21 protein-coding genes are annotated in these 19,780 nt (G+C 37.6%); 8 read left to right on the top strand and 13 right to left on the bottom strand.

Annotated features, from left to right (window positions below):
* Positions 1-100 precede the first annotated feature (100 nt).
* Both flgK and flgL read left to right on the top strand, forming a co-directional pair.
* On the top strand, positions 101-1,744 hold the full coding sequence (gene flgK / locus A9G12_RS00895; protein ID WP_065563999.1) for a flagellar hook-associated protein FlgK: 1,644 nt from the start codon (positions 101-103) through the stop codon (positions 1,742-1,744).
* A 14-nt stretch (positions 1,745-1,758) separates the two neighbouring features.
* Complete coding sequence (gene flgL / locus A9G12_RS00890) at positions 1,759-2,715, top strand: flagellar hook-associated protein FlgL (protein ID WP_065563998.1); 957 nt, start codon at positions 1,759-1,761, stop codon at positions 2,713-2,715.
* A gap of 98 nt (positions 2,716-2,813) precedes the next feature.
* Here flgL and flgJ read toward each other — a convergent pair whose 3' ends face one another.
* Genes flgJ through flgB form a run of 9 tightly spaced genes read right to left on the bottom strand, consistent with a single transcriptional unit; the run spans position 2,814 to position 10,044 of the window.
* Positions 2,814-3,848: a flagellar assembly peptidoglycan hydrolase FlgJ gene (gene flgJ, locus A9G12_RS00885; RefSeq protein ID WP_065563997.1), complete on the bottom strand. Its 1,035-nt coding sequence runs from the start codon at positions 3,846-3,848 to the stop codon at positions 2,814-2,816.
* 18 nt (positions 3,849-3,866) lie between these two features.
* Positions 3,867-4,976, bottom strand: coding sequence for a flagellar basal body P-ring protein FlgI (locus A9G12_RS00880; RefSeq protein WP_065563996.1), 1,110 nt, complete (start codon positions 4,974-4,976; stop codon positions 3,867-3,869).
* 11 nt (positions 4,977-4,987) lie between these two features.
* Positions 4,988-5,677 carry a flagellar basal body L-ring protein FlgH gene (locus A9G12_RS00875; protein ID WP_065563995.1) on the bottom strand — a complete coding sequence of 230 codons (690 nt, stop codon included), beginning with the start codon at positions 5,675-5,677 and terminating at the stop codon, positions 4,988-4,990.
* A gap of 22 nt (positions 5,678-5,699) precedes the next feature.
* On the bottom strand, positions 5,700-6,482 hold the full coding sequence (gene flgG / locus A9G12_RS00870) for a flagellar basal-body rod protein FlgG (RefSeq protein ID WP_065563994.1): 783 nt from the start codon (positions 6,480-6,482) through the stop codon (positions 5,700-5,702).
* Positions 6,483-6,494: 12 nt separating this feature from the next.
* Positions 6,495-7,250: a flagellar basal body rod protein FlgF gene (locus tag A9G12_RS00865; protein WP_065555719.1), complete on the bottom strand. Its 756-nt coding sequence runs from the start codon at positions 7,248-7,250 to the stop codon at positions 6,495-6,497.
* Between the two features lie 14 nt (positions 7,251-7,264).
* Positions 7,265-8,476 carry a flagellar hook protein FlgE gene (flgE, locus tag A9G12_RS00860; protein WP_065563993.1) on the bottom strand — a complete coding sequence of 404 codons (1,212 nt, stop codon included), beginning with the start codon at positions 8,474-8,476 and terminating at the stop codon, positions 7,265-7,267.
* A gap of 15 nt (positions 8,477-8,491) precedes the next feature.
* On the bottom strand, positions 8,492-9,211 hold the full coding sequence (locus A9G12_RS00855; RefSeq protein ID WP_065563992.1) for a flagellar hook assembly protein FlgD: 720 nt from the start codon (positions 9,209-9,211) through the stop codon (positions 8,492-8,494).
* A gap of 12 nt (positions 9,212-9,223) precedes the next feature.
* Entirely contained in the window at positions 9,224-9,631 is a 408-nt protein-coding gene (gene flgC / locus A9G12_RS00850; RefSeq protein WP_141674082.1) for a flagellar basal body rod protein FlgC, read from the bottom strand.
* Between the two features lie 2 nt (positions 9,632-9,633).
* Positions 9,634-10,044 carry a flagellar basal body rod protein FlgB gene (flgB, locus tag A9G12_RS00845; protein WP_065563990.1) on the bottom strand — a complete coding sequence of 137 codons (411 nt, stop codon included), beginning with the start codon at positions 10,042-10,044 and terminating at the stop codon, positions 9,634-9,636.
* A 154-nt stretch (positions 10,045-10,198) separates the two neighbouring features.
* On the opposite strand from flgB, the gene flgA reads away from it, so the two are divergent.
* From flgA to flhA, 5 genes are all read left to right on the top strand, one after another.
* The gene (flgA, locus tag A9G12_RS00840) at positions 10,199-10,855 is read left to right on the top strand and encodes a flagellar basal body P-ring formation chaperone FlgA (protein WP_065563989.1); all 657 of its coding nucleotides are present in this window, start codon (positions 10,199-10,201) and stop codon (positions 10,853-10,855) included.
* Between the two features lie 85 nt (positions 10,856-10,940).
* Entirely contained in the window at positions 10,941-11,240 is a 300-nt protein-coding gene (gene flgM, locus A9G12_RS00835; protein WP_065563988.1) for a flagellar biosynthesis anti-sigma factor FlgM, read from the top strand.
* 24 nt (positions 11,241-11,264) lie between these two features.
* Positions 11,265-11,699: a flagella synthesis protein FlgN gene (locus A9G12_RS00830; protein ID WP_065563987.1), complete on the top strand. Its 435-nt coding sequence runs from the start codon at positions 11,265-11,267 to the stop codon at positions 11,697-11,699.
* A gap of 140 nt (positions 11,700-11,839) precedes the next feature.
* Positions 11,840-12,970 carry a flagellar biosynthesis protein FlhB gene (gene flhB / locus A9G12_RS00825; RefSeq protein WP_065563986.1) on the top strand — a complete coding sequence of 377 codons (1,131 nt, stop codon included), beginning with the start codon at positions 11,840-11,842 and terminating at the stop codon, positions 12,968-12,970.
* A 17-nt stretch (positions 12,971-12,987) separates the two neighbouring features.
* A complete protein-coding gene (gene flhA, locus A9G12_RS00820; RefSeq protein WP_065563985.1) occupies positions 12,988-15,075 on the top strand; it encodes a flagellar biosynthesis protein FlhA in 2,088 nt (695 codons plus the stop codon).
* On the opposite strand, the gene A9G12_RS00815 is transcribed toward flhA, so the two are convergent.
* Positions 15,076-15,783: a DsbA family protein gene (locus tag A9G12_RS00815; protein ID WP_081299602.1), complete on the bottom strand. Its 708-nt coding sequence runs from the start codon at positions 15,781-15,783 to the stop codon at positions 15,076-15,078.
* Positions 15,784-16,194: 411 nt separating this feature from the next.
* Positions 16,195-16,830, bottom strand: a complete 636-nt coding sequence (locus tag A9G12_RS00810; protein ID WP_065563984.1) for an NAD(P)-dependent oxidoreductase — start codon at positions 16,828-16,830, stop codon at positions 16,195-16,197.
* A 147-nt stretch (positions 16,831-16,977) separates the two neighbouring features.
* Between A9G12_RS00810 and A9G12_RS00805 the strand changes: the two genes are divergently transcribed.
* Complete coding sequence (locus A9G12_RS00805; RefSeq protein WP_065563983.1) at positions 16,978-17,313, top strand: winged helix-turn-helix transcriptional regulator; 336 nt, start codon at positions 16,978-16,980, stop codon at positions 17,311-17,313.
* 374 nt (positions 17,314-17,687) lie between these two features.
* On the opposite strand, the gene iolE is transcribed toward A9G12_RS00805, so the two are convergent.
* Together iolE and A9G12_RS00795 are read right to left on the bottom strand one after the other, a co-directional pair.
* Positions 17,688-18,587, bottom strand: coding sequence for a myo-inosose-2 dehydratase (gene iolE / locus A9G12_RS00800; RefSeq protein ID WP_065563982.1), 900 nt, complete (start codon positions 18,585-18,587; stop codon positions 17,688-17,690).
* 157 nt (positions 18,588-18,744) lie between these two features.
* Positions 18,745-19,758: a Gfo/Idh/MocA family protein gene (locus A9G12_RS00795; protein ID WP_065563981.1), complete on the bottom strand. Its 1,014-nt coding sequence runs from the start codon at positions 19,756-19,758 to the stop codon at positions 18,745-18,747.
* Between the last annotated feature and the right edge of the window lie 22 nt (positions 19,759-19,780).

The raw sequence follows: 19,780 nt of genomic DNA, 5'->3' as shown, positions 1-19,780 counted from the left end.
AGCTAAAAACAATTAAAGTTTTTTAAAGTTTAGCCGATATAACTAATACCCCATTAGTTTGATAATCAAATTATTGACCGGAATTATATTAGGAGTTTTTATGGCCGATTCATTGATGAATACAGGAATTAGTGGCTTAAATGCCGCGCAAAATATGCTTAACGTCATAAGCAATAATATCAGTAATGCGCATACCCCTGGTTACAATCGTCAACAACAAATTTTGAGTCAAGCTAACAGCACCAAACATGGTTTTGGGTTTATTGGTAATGGGGTTACGGTAAGTGCCGTAAACCGTGCCTATAATCAGTTTGTAGTCGGTCAATTGCGTCAATCACAATCACAAAATGGCGCCATCAAAGCTTATTATAATGAATTATCAAAAGTTGATAACTTACTTGCCGAAAATGACAATAGTATTTCATCACAAATTAATAATCTTTTTGATAGCTTAAACAAACTGTCAGCCAATGCCAGTGATCCATCAATTAAACAAACAGTTATCAGTAATTTAACTTCGTTAACTAATCAATTTAATAAAATTGAAAATAACTTAAACAATCAAATAGCTAACCTCAATACCGAGTTAGCTAATAATGTTGATAAAGTCAATTCCTATACCCAACAGATTGCCGATTTAAACCAAAAAATCTCACATTTACAAGCGGTAAGTGGTGGTAATGAACCCAATGCTTTATTGGATCAACGAGATCAGTTAGTCAACGAATTAAGTGAAATCATTGGTATAACCGTAACCGAACAAAATGGGCAATATAACCTGTCATTAGCTAATGGCTTAAATTTGGTTCAAGGTTCAACTGTGAACCAATTATCGGTACAGCCATCTAAAGATGACCCAAAATTAAGCACCATTATTTACACTCATAGTTCAGGAGCGACACAGGAACTAACTAGCCAAAATATCACCACAGGCACTTTGAATGGATTATTAACATTTCGTGATGGCCCTTTAACTGAAGCAAAGAATCAATTAGGCTTAATCGCTTTAAACTTAGCGCAACGTTTTAATGAAGTACATACCTCAGGTGTTGATATAAATGGTAATCAAGGTGAAAAATTATTCGAGTATAATCAACCTAGTTGCATTACTAATAGTAACAATCAAGGTAGTGCCACAATTAATGCCAATTTTAATTCAGTTACTGACGTTAAAGCCTCTGATTATAAAATAGAGTTTAATAGCAATGATTGGGTCATTACACGACTTTCCGATCACCAACAAATCACCCCTGAAATTGAAAATGGCAAATTAATATTTGACGGTCTAAGCATTGAAATTAGTGGTACCCCAGTTAGTGGTGACTCTTTTATGCTTAAACCTGTTGCCGACATTGCCTCATCATTACAACTATTAATTAAAGATGTTAATAAACTTGCCACTGGCATTAATGATGCTGAAAACGGTGCCGGAGACAATCGTAATGTAGCACGCTTACTAGCCATCCAAAATGAAAAACTGGTTAATGGCACAGCCACATTAAGTAAAGCTTATTCGACTTTAGTCAGCTATATTGGTAGCGAAACTCAAACCGCAAAAATCTCTGCACAATCAAGTCAAAATATTACTCAAGAGATTAACGAACAAAATCAATCAATCTCAGGCGTTAATGTTGAAGAAGAGTATATCTCGATGCAAGTGTATATGCAGTATTATCAAGCTAATGCCAAAATAATTGATGCGGCAACTACCATCTTCGATACCATTTTAGGTTTAACCAAGTAATAACAGGATAACCCATGCGCCTTAGTACTAATTTAATGTATCAAAAGAATTTAAACAGTATTTTAAATACTAACAGTAAATGGCAAACATCGGGGCTACATTTAGCCACTGGTAAGAAAATTTTGTCACCATCAGACGATCCGATGGCAGCCGCGCAAGCACTAACGCTAAAACAAGCCCAAGCTCAAAATGAACAGCTACAAATTGCTCGTGACCGTGCGGATAAATCATTGAGTCGCCAAGACACCATACTAAAGGAAGTAAATACTGTCATTCAAAAAATCCAAGAAACTTTAGTTTATGCCGCTAATGAAACTTTAAATGATGACAATCGCCTTGAACTAGCCAATCAATTACAAGGTTTAAAAGATCAATTATTAGCCTTAGCTAATTCCAAAGACACTAATGGTAATTATCTGTTTGCTGGCAATAAAAACGATACTCCACCGTTTGTCACTGATGAATCTGGCAATGTGAGCTATGTTGGTGGTACCACATCAATTACCGTGCTTATTGACAATAGCAGAGAGGTTGCCCTTAGTTTTACCGGGCTACAAGTATTTATGAGCGACTCAAATATTAAATTACCGGATGGTTCACCCGCCGAGAGTAATATTTTTGCCAGCATTGATTATGCAATTGCTGCCTTAAAAATCGGTATTGATGGTAACAGCCCAACCGCTAGCCAACAATTTAGAGAAGGACTCTCGAAAGCCAGTTATGGCATAGAAAATTCGTTTAATAATATTTCAATGCTAAGATCTGAAGGTGGATCGGTATTAAACGAAATTGAAAGATTAACTAATCACGGCAAAACCTTAGACATTGATTTTGAAACTCAAATCAGCCAACTTGAAGATGTTGATTGGTATGACGCGATTTCGGAATACGTTATGCTACAAGCTAATTTGCAGGCGGCACAATATACCTTTATGAACATGCAAAACATGTCGCTGTTTCAAATGAAATAATTTATAAGCAATGCCAGCAATAGTCATACAACTAGCAAGGAGGGTTAGCCCTCCTTTTTTATTTTATGTCGTTTTTAATTTATGTAATTTCTATGTCATTATCTGGACACAATTTGTTTAAAACCAGATACCTTGGTTAGCGAATGATTGGCGGCGATTTGCTCAATGCGAGCAATAATTTGGATAAGTTTATCACTATATTGCGGATCAGTAGCATAATGTGCTGCCTGTAATTCTTTGGCAGCAGTGCGTGCATCCGGTGCGTTGACCACTCCACGATAACGTGGATTTTTAGTTAATAAATTCAGATAGTCAGTTAAGGCGTGTTGCTTACTATTATAGACTTTAAAATCATCCTTAACTTTAATCATGGTATTATTAATATATTCTTGGGTGGTTAACCGCGTAGACCTACCTTGCCAAGATGACGTGGCTTTTATACCAAAATAGTTATGACTGGATTGATTATCTGCAGTTGTGATCTGCTTTTGCCCCCATCCGGTTTCTAAAGCTGCTTGGGCAATAATCACTTCATATGCAATGCCCGATGTTTTCGCCGCTTGTTTGGCCGGCTCAAGCCAATCTTTTACAAATTGAGTCACATAATCATCTGCAAGCGTAGCCGTGTTAGCCGTGATGGCTGAATTTTCCCTCGATGGTGGTGACGGTGGCGTTTGATTATTGCGATAAAGTAATTGTCCTAAGGCTTGTGGCGTAAGATTGGCCGATTTATCACTAAACAACGATTGCGCTAAATAAAGCTGCGGTTGACTATTATTGGCTTGTTTTTGAGCTTGAGTTTGTGCGTTAACATTAACTGAAGGAGATGCGCCGCCGGTTAATTGTTTAGTCAGCATATCTGCTAATCCCAATCCCTTACCCGCTGCTTGTTGCGCAATTTGCTGATCAAACATTGCCGTAAATAATTGTGAGGATGATTGATTAAATAAACCGCTTTGCGGTACTGCTTTACGCATACTTTGCATCATCATATTAATAAATAATGATTCAAATTGTTGCGCTACTTGTTTAACGCTCTCGGTAGAACCTTTAGCTGCATGTTGTTTTAACTGATTAAGACCAGTTAAATCATAAGCAAAACGGTTTAACGATTGACCCATTAGATTACGCATATAATATCTTCTTTTCGATTAGATTGTTTCTAAGGTAGCATGTAAACAACCTGCGGTTTTCAGTGCTTCTAGTATAGACATTAATTCGGTTGGATTTGCCCCAAGTAAATTCAATGAGTTGATAACCTTATTTAAATCGGCACTAGATGATACGTTATGTAACGCGCCACCTTGCTGTTCAATACTAACTTGACTGTCCGGCACGACTACTGTATTGCCACCAGCTAATGGTGTAGTGGGTTGGCTCACATTTAATTTATTACTAACCACTACCGATAAATTACCATGAGCAACCGCACAATTATCCAATTTAACTTTTTGATTCATCACCACTACGCCAGTGCGAGTATTGATTACTACTTTGGCTGATACTGGCGTACTAGCAATATCCAAATTTTGTATTCGTGATAAGAACTGTACCCGATTATTACTCTCTTTGGGCATTTTTAAAGCAATGGTCATACCATCTAATGCTGTGGCCGAATTTTTTTGTAATTTGTTAATGGCTTCTGATATTTTTAACGCCCGGGTAAAATCAAACTGATGCATATGCAGGTGGATAATATTTTGTTTATCTAAGCTGGTAGCTAATTCCCGTTCAATAGTAGCACCATTAGGAATAGTCGCCCCCGCCATTTGATTAATGCTGACACTGCTGCCACCGCTAGCACTAGCCCCCATGCCACCAACAAAAAGATTACCTTGGGCAATAGCATATACCTGATTATCGGTACCTTTTAATGGTGTCATAATTAAGGTACCGCCACGTAAACTTTTTGCATTACCTAGAGACGATACAACCACATCCATTTGTTGACCAACACGAGCAAACGAGGGTAACTTCGCGGTAACCATCACCGCCGCAACATTTTTTAATTGCATGTTACTACCTGTCGGCACCGTGATACCTAATTGCGATAACATATTGGTAATACTTTGAATCGTAAACGGAGTCTGTGATGTTTGATCTCCGGTGCCATCAAGACCAACCACAATACCATAGCCAACTAAGGCATTTTCCCTGACACCTTGAATAGTAACTAAATCACGAATACGTTCCGCATGACTCATAGGTACAACCAATAACATCAAAATGAAGACAATTAATTTACGCCATGTTGTTATCATAAAAACACTCTTTAAAATGGTGAAAAGTTTAAGAACAGGCGCTGCAACCATCCCATGGTTTGCGCTTCGTCGATATAACCATTGCCCACATATTCAATCCGTGCATCCGCAACTTGTGTCGAAACGACGGTATTATTACCACTGATAGTTCTGGGATTGACCACGCCTGAAAAACGAATAAATTCAGTGCCTTGATTAATCGCAATTTGCTTTTCACCGATGACTTTCAAATTACCATTAATCATCACATCCTGCACGGTAACGGTTATAGTGCCACTAAAGGTATTTTTAGCATTAGCCCCGCCCGAGCCTTTAAAGTCATTATCACCAGAAATATCGGTATCAACTTTGCCACGACCGACTAAACCATCGAGGAAAGTGGGTACGGCTTTAACCCCAAGATTAGCTGAACCATTACGACCGGCATTAACTGAGGAACTTTTACTGGCACTGACATTTTCCTGCAATACAATAGTTAACACATCACCAATATTACGCGGACGGCGATCTTCAAACATCGGCTGATAACCAAAACTACTCGGTTGTACCGACTGAAAAATTGAACCATTAGCATTCACAATTTCAGGCATTTTCGGGACAATACTGGTTTCCCCTTCAACTAAAGCTTTTTTAGGTAATTGCGCACAACCACATAAAATCACTAGCAGCGGAATATACAAAAATCTCATTACGGCTATCATAACAGCTGTCACATGCTCAAATTTATAACTGGTTTAATCGTTGTAACATTTGGTCTGAAGCAGAAATAGCCTTACTATTGATTTCATAAGCCCGTTGAACTTGAATCATATTGACTAATTCTTCAGCAACATTAACATTAGAGGTTTCGGTATAACCTTGGTATAACAACCCGGCACCATTTAAGCCTGGTGTATTTTCAGTTGGTGCTCCTGAGCTTTCGGTTTCTAAATACAGATTTTCACCCATACTTTCTAAACCAGCATCATTGATAAAAGTATGTAAGGTTAATTGGCCTACTTGCACTTGGGATGATTGATTGGCTAACGTCACATTAACAATGCCATCACGAGCAACTGTCATTTTGATTGCATTAGACGGAATATTAATCGTTGGCTGAATTTCATAACCGGCAGCAGTAACCAATTGACCATTTTGGTTGACTTGAAATGCGCCACTACGCGTATAAGCCTGAGTACCATCCGGTAATAACACTTGAAAAAAACCTTGGCCATTAATGGCAACATCACTACTATTATCGGTTAATTCCAAATTACCTTGGCTATGAATACGTTCGGTAGCCACTGGCCGCACACCGGTACCAATTTGTAACCCTGATGGTAATGTGGTTTGCTCTGAGGACTGAGCACCCGGTTGACGCACCGTTTGATATAATAAATCTTCAAAAACTGCTCTTTGCCGTTTAAAACCACTGGTACTGACATTAGCTAAATTATTGGAAATAACATCCATATTCATTTGTTGCGCTGACAATCCAGTTTTGGCAATCCATAATGATTTAATCATGGTTCTTCCTTGTTAAGTTAATGATAAAATTTGATTGGCTTTTTGGGCATTTTCATCCGCGGTAATAATTCCTTTCATCTGCATTTCAAATTGGCGTGAATGACTGATTAAATCAACCATTGCTGAAACTGGATTTACATTACTCGCTTCTAACACACCTGACATAAGCACAGCTTTAGGGTTGTCCGGCAGCACTGCTCCACGCTCATTTTTAGTTGCTGGCGTTAATTGAAAAAAGCCATTATCACCACGCATAAGCTGGTTACGCTCAATATGGACGCGTTTAATTTTACCCACTTGAGCAATTGTTGTCGGTTTATCACCCGCCCCTAAAGCCGTTAATGTACCATCACCACTGACACTCACATGTGAACGTTGTGGTACTGTCAAAATGCCATTATCGCCAATTAAAGGATGACCCTGAATTTTGAGGGTACCATCTTCATCAATGTCAATCGCACCATTGCGCGTATACGCTTCACTACCATCAGCTAACTGTACCGCCAGCCAATGATCTTCGGGTAAAGCAACATCTAACTCGCGTCCGGTATAATTAAATGCACCTAAAGTGGAGTCAAAAGTCGGCGTAGTAGCTGTTACCATAGTCCGTGTCGGCTGGTCATTACCTACTACGGCAACGGCTTTCATAGTAGTTAATTGCGCTCGAAATCCCGTGGTAGTCACGTTGGCCAGATTATGCGTAGTCACCGACTGGCGATTAAGCACCTGACTGGCTGCGGACATAGCGGTATAAATAACACGATCCATTGAGCACCCTTAAATTAACGTAAATTTACTAATGTATTTAGAATTTGATCCTGAGTTTTAATGGTTTGCGAATTAGATTGATAATTACGCTGTGCCACAATCATATTAACTAACTCTTGGCTCATATCTACGTTTGATGATTCTACGGCACCGTTGGTTAATGATCCCAAGGTACCAGAATTAGCCGAACCTAATACTTCAGCCCCGGAATTAATGGTTGCTCGCCAATTATTATTACCGGCAGATTCCAAGCCATTAACATTCGCAAAATCGGCCATGGCAATTTGCCCTAATAACATGGTTTGTTGATTAGAGTAGATGCCATAAATAGAACCATCATCATTAATGCTGTAACCGACTAAATCACCCGGTGCATAGCCATCGACAATTGGGGTTTTGATACTACCCACTTCTTTACCCATATTTTGTTGTGAACTATTAGCTAACGATAAACTAAAGGTATTAGCTGCCGAGCCATTGATGCCATTAAGGCTAATAGTCATTTGCGGATCACTAATTAATTTACCGGATGAATCAAACTCCATTTGCCCACCTTTTACCAAGGTTGCATTAGGATCGCTACTATCCAGATAATGCACATCCCACTGATTATCTGCGGTTTTTACATAAAAAAACTGAACATTACGTTGATTACCTAGCGAATCGTAAGTACTGATGGTAGTTGAGTAATTAAAGGTATCAGCATCCAATGGATTGACGGGTTGTTTTTCGGGGGCTTTACTATTGGAATTTAAATTGGTTTGTAATGATGCTTTAGTAGTTGCCGACGCATTGAGCATTTCTTGCGAAATTTTTAACGGCCCTGGCGCTGACCCTTGTTGGATTGTTGGTGGTGTTCCGCTAGCAAGGTATCCCGTTAAATGTAAACCATCCGCCGAAATAATATTACGCTCAGAATCCAATTGAAATTGACCATTGCGAGTATAATAAACTTGGCCACTACTATCCACTAACCGAAAGAAGCCATTGCCGGAAATCGCCACATCTAAACTATTATTGGTGGTGGTAGTGGTGCCATCGTTAAAATTTTGCATCACCGCAGCCACTTTCACCCCCATGCCTACTTTTGAGCCGGCATACATATCGGCAAAAGAGATGCTAGCACTCTTAAATCCTACTGTTGCGGAATTGGCAATATTATTACCAATTACATCCAATTGCTTAGATGCAGCATTCATACCACTAATTGCTTGAGAAAATCCCATATCAACTTTATCTCCTTAAAGAATCTGACGAACTTCGTCAATACTTATTGAACCCAGTATTCCTAAATCCAGTAATACTTTATTGTTAACTTTGCTATTAATTACACCATATACGACAGAATAAGCTAATGGAGTAGATGACACTTTTTGCTCATCATTACTAGCATTAACCGTAAATGTATAGCTACCATCAGGGGCTACGGTACCGTCATTGAGTACTCCATCCCAAGTAAATGAACTAACCCCAGCAGGAATAGCGCCTAAATCCACTTCACGCACTACATTGCCATTTTCATCCTGAATGGTGATGATTACCGAATCAGCATCACGCACCAGTTCAAATCCAAATGGCGTAGTAATAGTTTCATTTTCTGTACTTGAACCTTCTGCTGCAGATGTTGCCACCAAAATTTTATTGCCTGGGACCATAACGCCTTTACCAATCATATTGCTAGCATTAACCGATAAGCTATCGTCAATCTGCCCGGAAACCATACCTAACGTGGTATTGAGTCTTTCGATTCCGGCCAAGGTATTAATTTGTGCCAGTTGCGACGTTAATTGACTATTATCCATTGGATTAGTTGGATCTTGGTTTTTCATTTGTGCAATCAATAGCGCCAAAAAGTTATCTTGCAACTCCTTACTGGAATTGCCATCTGCTGACGTTTTTTGAGTAGTATTAGTACTTTTGACTGCTGAAGACTCTGCCACTGGCACATTAGCAATCCCCATAAGTTTCTCCTATTATTGCCCTAAAGTTAGCGTTTTTAGCATTAGGCTTTTGGCGGTGTTGATCACTTCAATATTCGCCTGATAACTACGTGAGGCTGAAATGGTATTAACCATTTCGGCAACGACATCAACATTGGGCTTTTGAATATAACCTTTAGCGTCAGCTAATGGGTGATTAGGTTCATACACTAAATTCATTGGTGCCGGATCTTCAATAACTTGGATCACCTTAACTCCTGCCACCACATTTTGGTAACCGTTATCATCTACTTGAAAGACGACTTGTTTCGCACGGTAAGCCGTTCCCGAGGTACTAGTTACACTATCAGCATTGGCTAAATTACTGGCACTAACATTCATGCGTTGTGATTGCGCCATCAAAGCCGAACCAGAAATTGCCAAAATAGAAAAACTCATTATTATTATCCTTGTTGTAATACTGACATCACGTTTTTAAATTGCTCACCTAAAAAGGTTAAATTACTTTGATAATGAATACTGTTATCGATAAATGCAGTACGTTCTTGATCCATTTCTACCGTATTACCATCCGCGGCTACTTGATAAGGAATGCGGTAAAGTAAGTTTTGATTAATCGCGACGGGGATAGAAGTTTGCATATGTCGATTGGAGGTGATATTAAGTTGCAGATTATTAATGCTAGTTTGTTGTTTAAGCGCTTTATTTAACTCGGCATTAAAATCAATATCGCGAGCCTGATAATTTGGCGTGTCACTATTGGCAATATTGGCAGATAATATATTTTGCCGCTGTTCACGCACATTCAATGCCTGTTGGTGGAAGTTAACAAAGTTATCTAATTTATTGAACATAAAATCATCTCATTTTGTTGCTTAATTAAGATTTTATGTTAATCAAAAAAAAATCATCCCATAAATAACGCTAAAAATAGCCCCTATTTCTACATTCAATCAATTTCGGTATACAGTAAAATCTGCTGACAAATTCGTTTAACCCCTGGCACTCATGACCATTATTGTAAGATTAATCACCTTAGTTGGTATTTTAATTAGTTGGAATACCGCTATGGCAAGCTCACTGGATCAGCAAATTAATCAATTAATTGCGCAACAGTTCAATCAAACAATCGCTAATATTACGATTACTTACCTAACTCCCAAGCCGCAATTAAGCTGTGAGCAACCACAATTAACGCTATTAAATAAGCAAAAATTTGCTGGGAAGGTAACCATTAGTGCCCAATGTGACCATAAAACCAAATTTATACAGCTAAATGTGGCGATTAGTGGCAATTATGTGGTTGCCAAGCAAGCTATTAGTGCTGGCACAGTAATTACTGAGCAACATATTCGCTTACAATCAGGTCGCCTTGATACGTTGCCGACAGCCGTTATTTTGGATAAAGCTCAAGCCCTTAATCATATTGCTTTACGCAATATTAAGCCTGATGAACCCATAAAAACGGCTATGCTACAAAAAAATTGGTTAGTAAAAGCCGGGCAAATAGTTAAAGTCATTATTAATGGTGATGGTTATCAAATCGTCACCAATGGTAAAACACTTAATAATGCCGTGTTAGACGATCACATCAATGTCAGACTTAATTCTGGCAATATTATTGAAGGCATAGTGACCAGTGATGGGGTAATGATTAATCCATAAATAAAATTAATGCTTTTGCAATTTTTGCCGATAATTAAACTAAACCCAGTAGTTAAAATCTTAATATGTTAATCCAAGGAATTTTATGAGTATCGATGCTAGCAAATCTGTTACTACAATATCTAAGTTACTTAATCCTAAAACCATAAGTGAGCAACATAAACGGCAACCGGCAACTGTAACGACGAAAAATAGCGCTACTAGCGGTACCAATGTGAGTCTAAGTCAACAAACACTGACATTATTACAAACAACGGAACATGATGTTAATTTAGACAAAGTCACCCAAATAAAACAAGCCATCGCCGAGGGTAAATTAGTGGTTAATTCACATAAAATCGCCGATGAATTAATTAAACAAATACAGCAAGACTTGGGGCAATAAATTAGCGTTGAAAGGAAATAATTGATGTTAGAGTTGGATGAAATCTTAAATAAAATTAGTGCAATGTTACCCACTATTGCCGAAGTATTACAAAATGAACAACAACTATTAATTAACCATAGTTTAACTAACCAATTGAATGACATCATAAATAACAAAAACCAATTACTCATTCAATTAAAATTACTCGATGACCAACGAGTAGCGATCAGTAAACAATACAACCTAAAATCACCTTATAGCGACAATCCCAAACTCGCCAGCCAATGGCAATCAATAACTGCCACCACTAAACTATTAGCTAAAATAAATCGCGATAATGGCTTACTCATTCAAAAGCGCATAGATAAAACCCAACAAGCCATTAATTACCTAAGAAACATCAATAATCCGGTAACTTATACCAACAATGGCTATCAACAAACTGAAATTGTTGCCGCTAACCGGGTTAAAGTTTGAGTATTATTAAGCTCAAATCGACAGCAAACGGCACAAATAGCCAGTAAAATAGCGTCTGTTCGCGGCAATAACTTGGCTTAATTGCGTTCATACTGTAAAGGTGATTCTAATTAGACGGGATAATTTTATTAACTTCCATCATGGCTAACGATAGTGATGCAGATAAAAGCGAACAACCCACAGACAGCAAAATAAAAAAAGCCAAAGAGCAAGGGCAAATCCCCCGTTCCCGTGAATTAACTTCAGTACTAATTTTAGTGGTCGCTTTTACTATATTTTGGTTAATGGGGGCCAACCTAGTTACCCATTTAATCACCATCATTCAAACCGCTATGCGGGTTGCCCCAAGTATTAATGATGATAAGCTGATGATCTTCAATTTAGTTAATAGCACCGCGGCTGGATTTTGGGCAATGGTACCGATATTTTTGGCTTTAGTGATCATTGCCATTATTGCGCCCCTATGCATCGGCGGCTTGCTATTTAGTTTCCATTCAATTAAACCTAATTTTAAGAAATTAAATCCTATCAGTGGTTTTGCTCGCATATTTAGTACTCGAATTGTGGCTGATTTATTAAAAAGTATATTAAAAGTTATTTTGATCTCCTCGGTAGTGTTGGTTTTTCTCATCACTAATTTTTCTGACTTACTTAGCTTACCTAATATGTATTTTGCTAAGGCGTTAACCAAAGCCATGCAATTGCTCATTGTATGTGGAATATTAAGCGTTACCGCCTTAATCCCGATGGTGGGATTTGATATTTTCTATCAGATTTGGAGCAATTTGAAAAAACTAAAAATGACTAAACAAGAAGTTAAGGATGAATTTAAAGAGCAAGAAGGTAACCCGCAAATCAAAGGCCGTATTCGGCAAATGCAACAAGCCATAGCCCGGCGCCGCATGATGAAAGATGTAAGCAAAGCCAATGTAATTATCACCAATCCCACCCATTATGCGGTGGCGTTACAGTATGATGAAAGAACTATGTTAGCGCCTAAACTCTTGGCTAAAGGCACCAATAAAATAGCACAGCGCATTAAAGAAATAGCTAACGAACATAGTATTCCGCAACTTGAAGTACCACCGCTAGCGCGAGCGTTGTACCGTCATGGCGAAATAGGAGAAACCATACCCACCGAATTATATACTGCGGTGGCGCAAATTTTAGCTTGGGTATATCAATTAAAACATTGGCATAAATACGGCGGTGACAAACCAGCTACACCAAATAATTTACCAATTCCTGATTCATTATCTGACAACAAATAAAGGCAATAACCAGTCTCATGATTAAATCCAAACTACTTACATTATTATCAATAAACACCTTAAAAAATGGTCATTACCAGATCTTAGCCGGGCCATTGCTTATTCTGTTAATTCTATCAATGATGGTGTTGCCATTACCGGCATTTATTTTGGATCTCTTGTTTACGTTCAATATAGCTTTATCTATTATCATATTAATTGTGGCACTTTTTACCAAACGGGTGCTTGATTTTGCTGCCTTCCCTACCATTTTATTATTCGCAACTTTATTACGTTTATCTTTGAATGTAGCCTCCACGCGAGTAGTGCTACTTAAAGGTCATACCGGTAGTGCTGCTGCCGGTCGCGTGATTGAAGCCTTTGGTCACTTTCTGGTCGGTGGCAACTTCGCCATAGGTATTGTGGTGTTCATCATTTTAGTTATTATCAATTTTATGGTGATCACCAAAGGCGCCGGACGCATAGCGGAAGTGGGAGCCCGTTTTGCTTTAGATGGTATGCCAGGCAAACAAATGGCTATCGACGCCGATCTTAATGCCGGTTTAATCGGCGAAGATGAAGCCAAAGCCCGTCGCGCCGAAGTCACCCAAGAAGCTGATTTTTATGGTTCCATGGATGGTGCTAGTAAATTTGTCCGTGGGGATGCGATTGCGGGATTACTCATAATGGCGATTACCATTATTGGTGGATTATTGGTAGGCGTGGTGCAACACGGCATGGCACTTGCGGATGCCGGCCAAACGTATGTGCTGTTAACCATTGGTGACGGTTTAGTGGCGCAAATTCCCTCATTAATTATTTCCACAGCTGCTGGGGTTATTGTTACTCGAGTCAACTCACAAGATAATATCAGTGAGCAAATGCTCAACCAATTATTTCATAATCCACAAGTACTGATTTTGACTGCAGTTGTCATTGGCTTACTGGGCTTAATTCCGGGTATGCCTAATTTAGTCTTTTTAACCTTCACCGCAATTTTGGCTATCCTTGCTTGGTGGTTAACTAAACAACAGCAAACCCAACCAAAAACTACAGCTAAACCGACTAATGTTCAAGCCACCACGCCTGCCAACATTGAGGCCACTTGGTCGGACGTTAATATTGAAGACACCTTAGCAATGGAAGTCGGCTATGGTCTAATCCCAATGGTTGATCAAGCGCAAAATGGTGAATTACTGGGTAGAATACGCAGTTTGCGCAAAAAATTTGCCCAAACCCTTGGCTTTTTACCGCCACAAGTACATATTCGCGATAACCTGTCATTAGCGCCTTATCAATATAAATTGTTTATCAAAGGCGGCGAAATTGGCAAAGGAGAAATTATCAATAACAAATGGCTGGCGATTAACCCAGGTAATGTGACTGAAACCATTGACGGCATACCCACCACCGAACCTGCTTTTGGGTTAGCTGCGATATGGATTGATGAAACCAATAAAGAACCAGCGCAAATACTCGGTTATACCGTGGTGGATGCTAGTACTATGATTGCCACCCATTTCAATCATTTACTACAACAACATGCTAGCGATCTATTTGGTCGCTTAGAAACCCAAGAATTATTAGATCGGTTAAAACAAGAAATACCCAAATTAGTGGAGGATTTTGTTCCCGGAGTGGTTACGCTGACGACTTTCCACAAAATCTTACAAAATCTGATCGCCGAAAAAGTGTCCATCCGCGATATGCGCACTATCATTGAAACTATCTGTGAACATGCGCCAACCCAAAATGATCCTTATCAATTACTGAGTATGGTAAGGATCGCCTTAGGGAGAGTGATTACCCAACAATGGTTCCCGGGGACTGACGCCATAAATGTAATCGGCTTAAATGTTAATTTAGAACGCTTGTTACTACAAGCGCTACAAAATACCAATAATTTAGAGCCGGGGCTGGCTGAACACATTATTCAACAAGTCCAGCCGGCACTCAATCAGCAAGATGCCATTGGTGCGCCACAGGTATTATTAGTTAATCATGCACTACGGCCAATGTTGTCGCAATTTTTACGCCACCACTTTCCGCAATTAGTGGTGCTTTCCAACTTAGAAATTACAGATAACCGCGAAATTAAAATGACTGTGCAAATTGGTGCCAATTAATTAATATTCGCTTTTTATTTTTGCCTTAACATTAGGGTTTAAATTGACAAGATATGCGGCAACTCGAGCATAATCTTGTACAAATGCCTCATTAGAGGTTGTGTCAAGTCCTTGTGAATCAATGTAAAATTTATTATTTACATAAACCGCAGGGATTGAATTAGGCTTTAACTCTTTGATGGCATCAACTTGATGCGCCATAAACGCTTTGGCTAAAAAACTATCTTTAGTTTTATCATAAGTTGCCGCATCGATACCTAAAGTTGCAAAGACTGCTTTGATGTCATCAATGGACTGTATTGTACGATCTCTTTGTACCGCTTGGTAAAGTGCCAACGATGCTTTATCTTGCAAATCAAGCACATTTGCTACTGCCCAGGCTTCAGAAAGCTCCTTAGACAATGGTCCAAAATCTAACAGATGATAGCGCTTAACGTTAACGCCTTTCGGCAGCGCTTGGCTAATAACCTGAGAACCATGATATTGGGTTTCAAACATGTAACAACTAGGGCAATTAAAAGAAAAAAACTCAATTACTTCCTTTTCCGGACTTGGGAGCGTTGGTAATACGGTATATTGCTTATCAACTTGTGGTGTTGCCGGTGTTGAGGCCGAAGCTGTAGCCGCAGTTTTAGCTGCTGGTGTTTCCGCTGCCAAACAGCTTACCGAAAAGACTAATGCACTTATAGCAATAAGCGTTTTTTTCATATATTTGATTCTCCCCTTTCTGTAATAATCGCGTGCATATTTAAATAATAATGAAAATTTCAGCACTTAATTAGTTAAATTCGCTACTAAATTCGACGGCTAATTCTAATCGAAATTGTAATAAATTGTGAGCACAATTTTCATAGCCAGCTACGGCTAAAAATATATTTACTCGTCGCAACAATGATATTTTAACTTGCGATCTCTTAGAAGCCCTCAAGCCAAGGAGCAATCATAATATAAAGTTCAAACTTACAACATCTAAATTTCTATAAATTTACCATATATCGCATAAACTCTATTTATGACCACCATACTGGACATTTACAATACCAGCGAAAAGATGACAGATAAGCAACTTACTTAATAGCAAATTATTATTGTTGGTTATCTAAAGTGATTTTATACATATTATTCACTAGCAACAGTAAACCGTTGTTTAATATGTTTAGCATTTTCTGCTTCATCAAGCATAGCAATGGCATAATCAGCATAACTAATTTGGCTTTTACCGTTACTATTGAATAATACTTGTTCACCACCAACAAGATAATGACCAGTTCTTTTGCCATCAGCAATAAATTCAATAGCAGGGCTTAAGTATGTCCAATTAACATCGTTACATCTTTTAAGTTCATCTAACGCTTTAGCCATATTATTAGCTAATGGTTTAAATTCATCCGGAAATTCTGGCGTATCAACTAAATGGATAGTGTGTTCAGAATTCACATATAAACTCCCCGCACCACCAACAACCAATAAACGATTTGGTTTACCACTTAAAATATCAGTAACATGTTTTAAACTAGTTTGATGTAATGGAAGAGATTCCAATGTCCATGTTGCAAATGCATCAACTATCACGTCAAAAGGTTTTAAGTCATCATAGGTGAGTTGAAATAAATCTTTGACTAACTTTTTTGCTTTGGGATCAACTTGAGCATCAGTTTTACGAACAATCGCAGTAACATCATGTCCTCGCGCAAGTGCTTCTTTAACGATCAAACTACCTGATTTCCCATTAGCTCCAATAACTGCAATTTTCATTTTTGACTCCTTCAACATTGTTTAAATTTTAATTAAGTAATCGATTTTTTCAGCTTAATACCCTAAGTTTCTATTGTAAAGTAGGTACTAAATAGCAATATAGGTACCATAAAGAAACTATTATTGAATTTAAAGGGATAGTTTAAAATGAAAATGAATAAAAATTTACCTAATTGCCCTGTTGAAACCACATTAATGCTGATGGGAGATAAATGGAAAGTATTAATAGTACGGGATCTATTGATAGGAACTAAACGTTTTGGTGAATTAAAAAAATCGCTCACTGGTATCTCGCAAAAAGTATTAACTCAACATCTAAGAGCCATGGAAAACAATGGCTTAATCAGTCGCAAAGTCTACGCTGAAGTGCCACCAAAAGTCGAATATTCTCTAACAGAGTTAGGCCAAAGCTTAAAGCAAGTTCATGATGCAATGTTAGTATGGGGAACAGCATATAAATCAAGGAATGGTCAAAACAAGTAGTAACCATTGAGGTATCTTAAGCTAATAAATAACAATTATATATCACAATAAAGTATTCTATTTTATTTGTTTATAAAAATCATATAGATAATTAACTGTATAACTTCTCTTTTTCTAATTATAGAAATTTATGGATGCCATACTAAACTATTTATAACTAATATCGATGTTATAGGTTATTCAATCAAGTGGCTACCATTTTAACAAGTAACAAACAAATACTAGTTTATAGTAAGTTGCATCTACTTAATAAAACTACTTAAGTTTAATGAAATAAAGTAATTAATAATAATTTAGTGATAAATATTATAATTACCCTCAAAAAAAGCAGGACGATGTCCTGCTTTTTAAGTAAGTTTAGAATCACAAAAGTATTAAATACCCGTATTTTCTTTAATATAACGACGACCTTTAACTGCATAATCAAAAGGATCGGCAAGGGCTGGATCTTGTTCAGCTTCAACAACCATCCAACCTTCATATCCTGCTTTTTCAAGAATTTCAAATACTGGTTTAAAATCAATAACACCATCTCCCGGAACGGTAAAAGTACCTTTCTTAACTCCATCCAAGAAACTTAAATTATTTTTTCTCACTTCTGCAACAATCGTATCGCGAACATCTTTTAAATGTACATGAACTGTTCTATCAACATATTTTCTTAAAATATTAAGCATTGCTTCTTGTGAACCTTCAGAATAATATGCATGACCTGTATCAAACAATAAATAAACATCATCATTTACTTCAGCCATATATCTATCAACTTCTGCTGTAGTTTGAATTGCTGTCCCCATATGATGATGTAGACTAACTTTCATTCCTTTTTCAGCTGCAATACCGGCTAATTCATTATAGCCTTCCGCTAATAAATTCCATTCTTTATCATTAAAAATACGTTTATCTTTACCCAAAATAGGCTTATTCAGACCTTGAATACTACCACTTTGTTCTGAACAACCAATTACCTTGGCGCCCATAGTATGTAAAAAATTCATATGTTCAATAAAACTTTTAATTGTTTCGTCTTTCTTACCATCACCAAAAAATGTACTGAACCATGCATTACAAATCTGTAAACCACGAGCTTTAAGTTTATGTTTTAAGATGTTAGTATCACGAGGATATTTACTCCCTACTTCACAACCAGTAAAACCAGACAAAGCCATTTCGCTAATACACTGCTCAAAAGTATTCTCTTTTCCTAAATCAGGTAAATCATCATTGGTCCAACCAATCGGTGCAATTCCTAATTTTACTTTATTACTATTCATCTTATATCTCCCATATCGGATTTGAAAATTCAGAAAAATTAGTAGATATTTCTACACAATCTCAAATTTATTATCTTGGTAAAATGGAAGTTATCATCTTGATCATAAAAAATTACTTTTCTAATCTATAACTTCCAATTAATAAACTCCATTAACCTTATTTTTTATAAAAATCAGGCATTTTTGGCATTACAATAGACTCAACCACCCCACTTTTTTGAGCTTTAATACATGTATCTGCCGCAACTGCTGCTGCATAGGCATCCCAAGCAGAAGCACCTTGTGTAAATTTTCCGGAGATCACATTATCAATAAAGGCCTGTAATTCGACATCGTAAGCAGCAATAAAGCGATCTTTCCAATCTACTAAAATATCAATATAGAATTTAGCTTCTTTTCGCATCACAATCTGTGATGGGTCAGGTAATTTAGCAATACCTTTTTCGCCAACAACTTCACATTGAATATCATAACCATATTGGCAATTAGCAAATACTTCTACATTAATAATAGTACCTTTTGCGGTTTTGAAGATCACAAGTTGAGGATCCTTTAATTCACCCGGTGCTAAACTACTTTTATTAGGGAATACTACTTGAGCACTAACATAATCATCATCTAATAACCAGCGATGTACATCAAGTTCATGAATTAATGTATTTGTAATAGCTATAGACTCATCAGTATAGGTATTTGTTACATTACGATGAGCAGCATGTAATATGAGAGGGCGACCAATTTGACCTTCGGTAATAACTTGTTTAAGAGCTCGATATCCTGTATCAAAAGGACGCATAAAGCCAACTTGCAGTAAGCGTTTTCCTTGCTTCATTTCAGCATCTATAATTTTTTTACAACCTTCGGCTGTCACAGCTAGAGGTTTTTCACAAAAAACATATTTACCTTCATTAATAGCAGCGAGAGCATATTCTTCATGAGTGGGATCCCAAGAAGTAATAACAACGGCATTAACATCCTTTGAGCGAATTAGTTCATGCCCATCACTATAAGTTTTTGCATTCAAATTTAATGATTTATTAACTTTATCAAGATTTTCTGTACTGATATCACTCATAGCTACAACTTGGCAATTTTGTAACACTTGGACAAAACGACGAATATGATCTTGACCAATAGCACCCACTCCAACAACACCGATATTTAGTTTCATAATAATTCTCTCTTGTTAAATT

It is taken from the genome of Gilliamella sp. wkB112 (assembly GCF_001690685.1).
GTDB lineage: Bacteria > Pseudomonadota > Gammaproteobacteria > Enterobacterales > Orbaceae > Gilliamella > Gilliamella apicola_J.
This window is presented reverse-complemented; position numbering and strand designations above follow the sequence as displayed.